The organism is Bacillus sp. AFS017336, from assembly GCF_002555445.1.
Lineage (GTDB): Bacteria > Bacillota > Bacilli > Bacillales > Bacillaceae_G > Gottfriedia.
The window spans coordinates 83,444-92,062 of sequence record NZ_NUCO01000038.1 but is presented as its reverse complement, the minus strand read 5'-3'; the positions used below and the strand labels follow the sequence as shown (position 1 = coordinate 92,062).

At 32.0% G+C, this 8,619-nt stretch carries 7 protein-coding genes and 1 pseudogene; 2 read left to right on the top strand and 6 right to left on the bottom strand.

What is annotated here, in order from left to right:
• Window positions 1-174: 174 nt before the first annotated feature.
• Window positions 175-282 (bottom strand): annotated as a pseudogene (locus CN601_RS28050) (tyrosine recombinase XerC); the annotation flags it as partial.
• A gap of 1,264 nt (window positions 283-1,546) precedes the next feature.
• Here CN601_RS28050 and CN601_RS20825 point away from each other — a divergent pair.
• The gene (locus CN601_RS20825; protein WP_098172223.1) at window positions 1,547-1,918 is read left to right on the top strand and encodes a transporter; all 372 of its coding nucleotides are present in this window, start codon (window positions 1,547-1,549) and stop codon (window positions 1,916-1,918) included.
• Window positions 1,919-1,971: 53 nt separating this feature from the next.
• Here CN601_RS20825 and CN601_RS20820 read toward each other — a convergent pair whose 3' ends face one another.
• From CN601_RS20820 to CN601_RS20810, 3 genes are all read right to left on the bottom strand, one after another.
• The gene (locus tag CN601_RS20820; RefSeq protein ID WP_098172222.1) at window positions 1,972-3,480 is read right to left on the bottom strand and encodes a diguanylate cyclase; all 1,509 of its coding nucleotides are present in this window, start codon (window positions 3,478-3,480) and stop codon (window positions 1,972-1,974) included.
• Between the two features lie 107 nt (window positions 3,481-3,587).
• The gene (locus CN601_RS20815; protein ID WP_098172221.1) at window positions 3,588-4,124 is read right to left on the bottom strand and encodes a GNAT family N-acetyltransferase; all 537 of its coding nucleotides are present in this window, start codon (window positions 4,122-4,124) and stop codon (window positions 3,588-3,590) included.
• 88 nt (window positions 4,125-4,212) lie between these two features.
• Window positions 4,213-5,103, bottom strand: coding sequence for a DMT family transporter (locus CN601_RS20810; protein WP_098120871.1), 891 nt, complete (start codon window positions 5,101-5,103; stop codon window positions 4,213-4,215).
• A 144-nt stretch (window positions 5,104-5,247) separates the two neighbouring features.
• Here CN601_RS20810 and CN601_RS20805 point away from each other — a divergent pair, with 144 nt between their 5' ends.
• Entirely contained in the window at window positions 5,248-6,222 is a 975-nt protein-coding gene (locus CN601_RS20805) for a ring-cleaving dioxygenase (protein ID WP_098172220.1), read from the top strand.
• A gap of 296 nt (window positions 6,223-6,518) precedes the next feature.
• Here the strand turns inward: CN601_RS20805 and CN601_RS20800 are convergent, their stop codons facing one another.
• The gene (locus tag CN601_RS20800) at window positions 6,519-7,844 is read right to left on the bottom strand and encodes a GntT/GntP/DsdX family permease (protein WP_098172219.1); all 1,326 of its coding nucleotides are present in this window, start codon (window positions 7,842-7,844) and stop codon (window positions 6,519-6,521) included.
• A gap of 51 nt (window positions 7,845-7,895) precedes the next feature.
• Window positions 7,896-8,618 (bottom strand): GntR family transcriptional regulator, encoded by a 723-nt coding sequence (locus CN601_RS20795; RefSeq protein ID WP_098120868.1) that lies wholly within the window; start codon window positions 8,616-8,618, stop codon window positions 7,896-7,898.
• Between the last annotated feature and the right edge of the window lies 1 nt (window position 8,619).

The following is an 8,619-nucleotide window of genomic DNA, read 5'->3' as shown; positions in this document are numbered from 1 at the left end:
TTTAGCTTTATCCAATCAAAAAATTCAAGAGATTCTTTATTCAATTCATCATCCCACTTCTTAGTAAAAGTATCTATTTTTTATATTATACTAAATTATTCTTATTCAAATAAACTGCCATTAAGTGTAATAAGAACTTAACAAAAAGAGGACTTGGAATTGCTCCAGGTCCTTTTATAATTTGATGTATTTACTTGAGCTTTCATTCGGTCTAGCGTGTAAATAACGCCCAGTGGTGCTTACGTTTGAATGACCTAATGTATTTTGTACTAAATGAATTGGTGCTCCTGTCTCCTAGTCCTTTTGCCTTCTGCTTGTCGTATTTTTATCTTCTGGCGTTCTTTTTCAGCAAGATAACTATATAACTCAAAAACTATATTTTTAACATGATAATTCCTCACTCTCTTCGTTTTTAAAGGTACACCTTTATAGACGCATCGAGAGTTGAATTAATGGGTAATGCTATCGCTCGATTCCCCTAAGATTTAATTATTGTTTATGAATTTCCTCCAATAAAAAAGCTCCATCCATGTCCAATTAATATGTACTTTCTATAAAAATGAAATGATGCAGACATAAAAAAAAATAATTTCAAAAATCACACTTATGAATCTGACTTGTCGTGATTATAAAATCTATAATAAGATATAAATGAGAGAACTATATTAGAAGAATTTACATAAGATTTTATTTCTTTAATTCAAACAAAACTACCAGGAATTGAGTGTACTAGAAAAAGAGAAATATAATGGTTTTTGATTATTTTTGAAAAAGGAGTAATTGAAGATTATGGATGAGAATGTTTTTCCAAATGACGAAAAAGAATTTACTTTGAATAGAATACTATCTATTTCATCAGGGTTACAGGGTGTTCTTATTATGTTAAATGCACGTTTTATGATAGAAAGTATTGTGAATGTATTGATCACATGTTTATTTTTGTTAAGTTACTTAATTATTTTTATACTAATGCCTCGAACTAAACGAAATTACCTATCTTTTATTTTAAGTTTTTTATTTTTTGTATGTGTACTAATATTTGTTAATAAATAAAATAGAGTAAGTCAGCTTCTAGTTAATTTCATGCTGACCTACTCTATTTTAAATTGTTTCAGTCCAATAAGATTTTATTAATTTTGTACGTGCTGAATCGCTGTAATATATAATCATCCAGTAAATCATTTTGAGTTAGTTTGCTAATTGAAATTCTTCAATTAATTGGCGTACACTTTATCCTTCCATACATACCCTCTGCAATCTAATTTTAAAAATCGATCAACTTATTCTTGTTTTAGAATGTATGATAAATTTGTATGCAATCTAAAATTTTGATTTTCGACAAATTTAATCAATGAACCGTTTCGATTTAATAATGTTCCGTCTAAATCAAATAAAACGAGCTTTATTATAAGTTTCATCGCCACCTACTCTAAGATTTTAAAAAAATGGTCAACATATTAAAAAATGGATATTTGACCATCCGCCCAAACAAATCATATTAAATTTCATACTTTAATAGGGATTAAATTAAAAAGGAGTTGATAAAATGAACTTTTTCCCACAATATAGAACATTTCCAGGTTTCCCAGGACAACCGGGCGGATTTCCGGGGCATCCAGGTGGATTTCCGGGACAACCGGGTGGCGGAGGTGGAGGTGGAGCTCAAGGTCAACCAACAGCACCACCACCTTCATTTACTCCGGCACAAACTCAAGCTACAGCATTCGCGGTAGATCCAGGTGCAATTGCTGGATGTCGTTTTAGAAATACTTATGTTTGGTTGAATAATGGAGAACAATTTTGGTATTTTCCAACCTTCGTAGGAAGAACTTCAGTTGCTGGCTGGAGATGGATTGGCTGGAGATGGATTTTCTTTGGCATTGATACACATCGTATTAGATCGTTTACGTGTTTCTAAAAACTATAGCTACTTTAAAAGCCTTGTGAATAGTAAATCACAAGGCTTTATATCTATCTATTTAATGACATTTCAGTACCTACTGAATACACGTTTACTTGATTTCTACCATTCATTTTAGCCTCATACAATGCTTTATCCGCAAAATTTATAGCATCAACAAAATGCAATGACTCATTTGGTACTAAATTAACTAATCCAATGCTTGTACTAACAAATGGGATTGCTAAAGAGTTTATATTTGGAATCTTTAAATCTATAATTCTCTCTCGTATACTTTCTGCAATGACGATTGATTCTTCTTCAGATAGACCTGATAGAATCCCAATAAATTCTTCACCGCCGTATCTTGCCGAAAAGTCATCCGCTCTTCGCAAATTTTTAGAAATGATATTTGCGACCATCTGCAGACATTTATCCCCTTCTAAATGTCCATAAGTATCATTAAATTTTTTAAATGAATCAATATCGATGAGAATTAATGAAATCGGAGTTTGATTCATTAACGCCTCATTCCACTTAACTTTAAATATTTCATCAAAATAACGTCTATTTGCTAATCCAGTTAATCCGTCTGTGATTGATAGTTTGTGTAATAAGTGATTTGCATGCTGCAGTTTACGTTGTGCCTCTTTTTGTTCAGAAATATCTCTAAAACTAACCATGGTTGCTAATTGCCCTTGGTAGATTACTTTAGAACCCGAAAAAGAAAAATCTATTTTTATTCCATCTAATCGGATATATGTACTTTCCTTTTGGTCCTGCTTAAGATCCCCATTCATAAATTGATAATATCGATCATAAGATTCCGTTAAACCAATTGGTTCAATCAAATCAAAAACATTTAGATCAATTAAGTCAGACGGAGATTTTGCACCAAGGAGCGAAGCTGCTTTTTGATTAGCTAACTTGATTATGCCGTCAATTTGGACAAATATGCCATCAGGAGAAGTCTCTATTAATGTTCGATAGCTTTCTTCGCTTTCTTTTAATGCAAGTTTTAATTTATCACTTTTATTTAAGAAATGGATAAAAATAGCAATAAACACGCCCCCTAAAATGAGCGACATTTCGTAAATTGGCATGATTGGAAAAACTGAATTTGAATATTCAATCGTTTGATAGAAAAAGAAAAAACAACTTAATAGCACTAAAAAGGCAATCATACTGAACCATTTAAGCCAGTATGTTTTGAGCCATCTATTTAGATATCCGCTGACAATTGCACTGATTGAGATTGTAATACAAGCATAAATAGAACCATTACTCACACCGAAGTATGAAAAACGAAACGCTATGAGCATCACACCTGTAATGATCGTAGCTCTTAATCCTCCAAAATATGCAGCAGTTAAAATGGCTAGCTGTCTTAAATCTAATATGTTATTTTCATAAATTTTCATTCCAAAAAAGATTAATATAATACCAAATATCCCATGAATTATACCAACAAAAACTGGAAAGTCTCTTTGATATCTTTGTCTTAAAAAATTTTGTAATCGATTAAAGCCCATTAAGAAAAATATTAACAATGAAAAATTAAGAAATAAATCTTTTATCATAATTACACCTTTAAAATTGCTTAATTATAGGACACTCTTTAGTACATGATTGGTGCTTCATCCGTTTTTTAATATGGGATTTTAGAAAGAACTGAGTTATTTTTTGTTTATTTAATAAATAGACCCATCATTAATGTATTACAATATTTCCCATCAATAAACGTATCTTCCTTCATTATTCCTTCGATCTCAAATCCTAAATTTTTATATAATTGAATAGCTTTAAGATTATTTTCACTTGTTACTAATTGGATTTTTCGAGTGATTTCATTTTCCTTAGCCCAATCAATTAACGATTGCATTAATAACTTCCCTAAGCCTTTTCCCCAATACTCTTTTTTAATGACAATCCCTAAAGTACCTACATGTTTTGTTCGTTGTTTTTGACTAGAGTTAATTGAAGCGATACTTATTATTTGATCATTTATTGTACCTAATAATATAGCTGAATTCTTTTCATTAAACGTGTCTTCTAAATATGTCTTATATTCTTCTTCTTCTCTTTTAAACTCATTTCCACCAAATGATAGGAAATTTGTTTCTCCACCAACGATATTATAAAAATCTATGATTGTTCTAGCGTCGCTAATTGTTGCTTGACGTATGGTTACTATTTCTTCATTTTTTAATTTCAGTTCAAACATAATCTAACTCCTTACATAGTAAAAAGAACCGCAATCGCAGTCCCAAATTTTCAAACTAATATTATTAATACATTTTATCATAATACTTTTAAAAATCCATTTTATTCTCAACAATCTTTTTCTTTTCAGAAGTTACAACAACTAGTAATGCACCACCTAATACTACTGTGCCACCTAGTAGTTGAAATAAGCTCATATTTTCATGAAATAAAATAGTTGAACATACAATTGTCACTACAGGTTCAACCATGCTCAATACTGCACCTTTAGTTGGACCAATTAGTTTTACACCAGTGAAAAATGCACTCATTGCTATGACACTCGAAATAATTGAAATGCCTAAAATAGAAAGCCAACCAACAAATTTTAAATGAATATGAATTGAACTTGTGGACATCCCTACTAGAAAAAATGAAATGGAAGCAAATAATGAAATATAAGCACTTGTCACTAAAGGAGGAACTTCCAAAGAAACCCTCCCACCAACAATTATGTAGATCGAGTAAACAACAGCTGCAGACAAGGCTAATATGATTCCAAATAGATTAATATTTTCTGCAGGAGTTCCTAATACTAGTATAATTCCAATTAACGATAATAAAATTGAGGTCGTTATCGTTTTCGTAAATTGTTCTTTATTTACTAGAAAAGATAGAAGTGCAACAAAAACCGGATATAAATAAAGGATTAAAGCTGCTAATGAAGCTGGTATGTATTTGACCGAGCTAAAATAGAAACTTGATTGAAGCATGTATAATATTCCACCTAATAAAATGAATAATAATAATTGCTTTTTCGTAATTGTTACTAATTTTTTAGTAAAAACTAAGTAACTAAAGAACATAATTGTTGCAAAAGTAAACCTTAAAAATAATAATGTATTAACACTTATATTTTGATCATATGCATAGAGCGCAAAAATAGGCATTAATCCGAACGCTGTTGCAGATAGTAGAATTAATAAATAGCCGAAGTACAAAGCTTTATTCCTCCTTCCAATATACTTATCTGAATATTATAATTATTAGATAACAGTTTATCACAAAGTTTACCTTTAACTCTAAACAATTTTTATTTATACATAAGGAATATCCGATTAAATTCTAAAAAGGACGTGATTTTAGTGGAATTACTAGGAATTCATCATGTTTCACTACTGACTGGAATGGCTGAGAAGAATTATGAGTTTTATACGAAGATTCTAGGTATGAGACTTGTTAAGAAAACAGTAAATCAAGATAATACATCTAGTTATCATTTATTTTATGGTGATGCTAAAGCAAATCCTGGGACGGAAATTACATTTTTTGACATTCCTAATATAGGAACTTCCTATCCAGGTCATTCTATAATATCTTCAACTTCATTAAGGGTAGCAACCACTGACTCATTAAATTATTGGAAAGATCGCTTCACTAAGCTAAACATCTCACATGACCAAATTAGTAAAAGGGCAAATCGCGATACACTCGCATTTAGAGATTTTGAAGGAACAAGTTTAATTTTAGTGGCCGATAACGGAGAAACTGGCGTTGCACCAGGTACTCCTTGGAATCAATCGGATATTCCAACTGAACATGGAATTCTTGGTTTAGGTCCAGTAACTCTAACTGTAAAAGATTCTTCTCCTACTAGTAGAATCTTAACAGAAGTATTAGGATTTAAGCTTGTTGGTACATATCCTTCATTAGATGGAAACTTCGCAAATATAGAAGTTTATAAAATCGGTTTAGGCGGTGCAGGGGCAGAGGTTCACTTAGAAGAAAGACCTGATCTACCAAGAGCAAGACCAGGCCGCGGTAGTGTACACCATGTTGCATTTCGAGTACCAAACATTGAAGAATACGACAAATGGGCAGAAAAAATTAATTCACTTGGCATCATGAACTCGGGTAAAGTAGAACGATATTATTTTAAAGCGCTCTATTTTAGGGAACCAAATCATATTTTATTCGAATTATCAACAGATACACCAGGATTTGACGTCGATGAGCATATTGATACTTTAGGGGAACGACTAGCATTGCCTCCATTTCTAGAACCAAATCGAGCTGAGATCGAAGCAAGCTTACGTCCTTTAGACTTCAATAATCATTAATAAGTGGTTAGTTCTAAACTAAATACAATTAAATTGAAAACTCACTGGTTATTTTTGCAGTGAGTTTTCTTTATGAACGTAAATTTGTGCTTTATGAACTTAATTTCCATGCATTTTAGGCATAATTCCGTTCTTTATGAGCTTTATGAAGAAAAACCAATGCTTTCTGAACAAAAATCCATCCTTTATGAACAAAGTTCACAGCTTTATGAATAATGTACATATTGTGTTCGTATAACTCTCAAATTTAAATACAATAAAAAAAGGAAGTTTCTCAACGAAACTTCCCTTTTTCATTAAATAAATATATCTAGAACTAAAGTTAAACCAAACGCTATAAAAGAAAGAAGCGTTTCCATAACTGTCCAAGTTTTAAATGTTTCTTTTACGGTTAAACCTAAATATTCTTTTACTAACCAGAAGCCTGCGTCATTTACGTGTGAAAACATTAGTGAGCCCGCTCCAGTTGCGATTACTAGTAATTCTAAATTAACACCAGTCATATGCTGCACTACTGGTGAAACGATCCCTGCTGCTGTTGTTAATGCAACAGTTGCTGAGCCTGTAGCAATTCGAATTAAACCGGCTACTAAAAATGCAAGCACGATTGGTGATAATGACATTTGCTCTGACATTGTTGCAATCGCAGTACCTACGCCGCTTTCAATTAGAATTTGCTTAAATGCTCCACCTGCTCCGATAATTAGAATGATTGAAGCTAATGGTAATAGACATTCTTCAGTTAATTTTTTTATTAATGACTTGTCCATTCCTTGACGGTAACCTAGTAAATAATATGCTGCAAAACAAGAGATTAATAGAGCGATTACAGGACTACCAATTAAGATGAAAAATTTACCAACCGCTCCAGGTAAAGAAAGATATGGCGTTACGACTGTTAATACCATTAGTAATACAGGTAGTAAAATGATAAAGAATGATACACCTGTACTTGGTAATGCGTTTGATTTCGTTTCCACTCTAATTAATTCAGGTTCTCCAATTGGTGTTACACGTTTATGAATCCATTTAGAGAAGATTGGTCCTGCAATAATTGCTGTTGGAAAAGCAATTATTAATGAGTAAAGAAGGACATGTCCTAAGTTTGCATTATAAATACCAATCGCTGTCATAGCCCCAGGATGTGGTGGAACTAATCCGTGTACAATCGATAAACCAGCAAGAACTGGAATACCAATTAATAAAATATTTGAATTAGTAGATTTGCGTATTGAGATAACAAGAGGTAGTAAGATTACTAGACCTACTTCAAAAAACACCGGTATCCCAATAATAAAGCCAGAAAGAAGCATAGCCCATGGCAGGTTTTTCACGCCAAATTTTTTGATAAAGAAATCCGCTACTTGCATACCTGCTCCAGAATCCGACATCATTTTCCCTAAGATCGTTCCTAAAGCTAAAATTCCAACAAGATGACCAAGAACAGCCCCTACTCCGGTTTCATATGCTGTAACGATCTTGTCCATTGGTACTCCTGAAAATATTGCTAGAAAAAGGCCGGCAACTGATAAACTAATAAATGCATGCCATTTCCACCATGATACACCTAAAATAACGATAACGATCGCTACTAAAGTAATGGCGATTAAATATAAATCCATCCTACACACTCTCCCTTAGAAATCGCTTACATTTTAAACAAAGAAGGAAACTTACTGCGTTGAATCATTGTAAGTTACAATGTAATTTTGTTTAGCAGTATTATAATAAGCTTCGCTAAACTCTAATACATTTCCATCTTCATCACTAGAGCGACGAATTCTCTTTAATGTTGTTGTTCCATTTTCTAAATTTAATATTTCGCAAACATGTTTTGGAGCAACTGCTACTGCAAACTCATCTCGAAACGATTCAAGTCGAATATTATTTTCTTCTAAGAAGCGATATAACGAACTAAACTGAATTTCTTCTATTTCCTCATCTGTTACTTCTAATGAAATATAGTGCGTAAAGTGAATATAAGGTTCATTTTCCAGCAAATAAATTCGCTCAATTTGGACATATTTATTACCAAATAAAGAATACGGTATTGATTCCGTTGCTATTTCAGGTTTTTTGATGCTAAGCACTTTTTTTGTAATATGATGTCCCTCTTCAACTAATAATTCTGTAAAACGCTTTCCTTTTGAAAGTTTTGCACTTGTAACATTTGCAATAACCTTTGTCCCTTTACCACTTTTCTTTTCTAAGTATCCTTCTTGAACAAGCTCTTTAATAGCATTTCTAATCGTTATTTTACTAACACTAAATTCTTCTTCTAATTGAGGTTCAGAGGGAATGTTTGAGTGAATTGGATAAACTCCATGTAAAATTCGATCCTTAATCATTTCTTTAATTTGTAAATACAATGGTCCTTTTTTACGATTCACATTCATT

Excerpts from the sequence above, each read along its gene's own strand:
- CN601_RS20820 (WP_098172222.1), bottom strand. The coding sequence starts at position 3,480 with ATGATAAAAGATTTATTTCTTAATTTTTCATTGTTAATATTTTTCTTA.
- CN601_RS20815 (WP_098172221.1), bottom strand. The coding sequence starts at position 4,124 with ATGTTTGAACTGAAATTAAAAAATGAAGAAATAGTAACCATACGTCAA.
- CN601_RS20800 (WP_098172219.1), bottom strand. The coding sequence starts at position 7,844 with ATGGATTTATATTTAATCGCCATTACTTTAGTAGCGATCGTTATCGTT.
- CN601_RS20795 (WP_098120868.1), bottom strand. The coding sequence starts at position 8,618 with ATGAATGTGAATCGTAAAAAAGGACCATTGTATTTACAAATTAAAGAA.
- CN601_RS20825 (WP_098172223.1), top strand. The coding sequence starts at position 1,547 with ATGAACTTTTTCCCACAATATAGAACATTTCCAGGTTTCCCAGGACAA.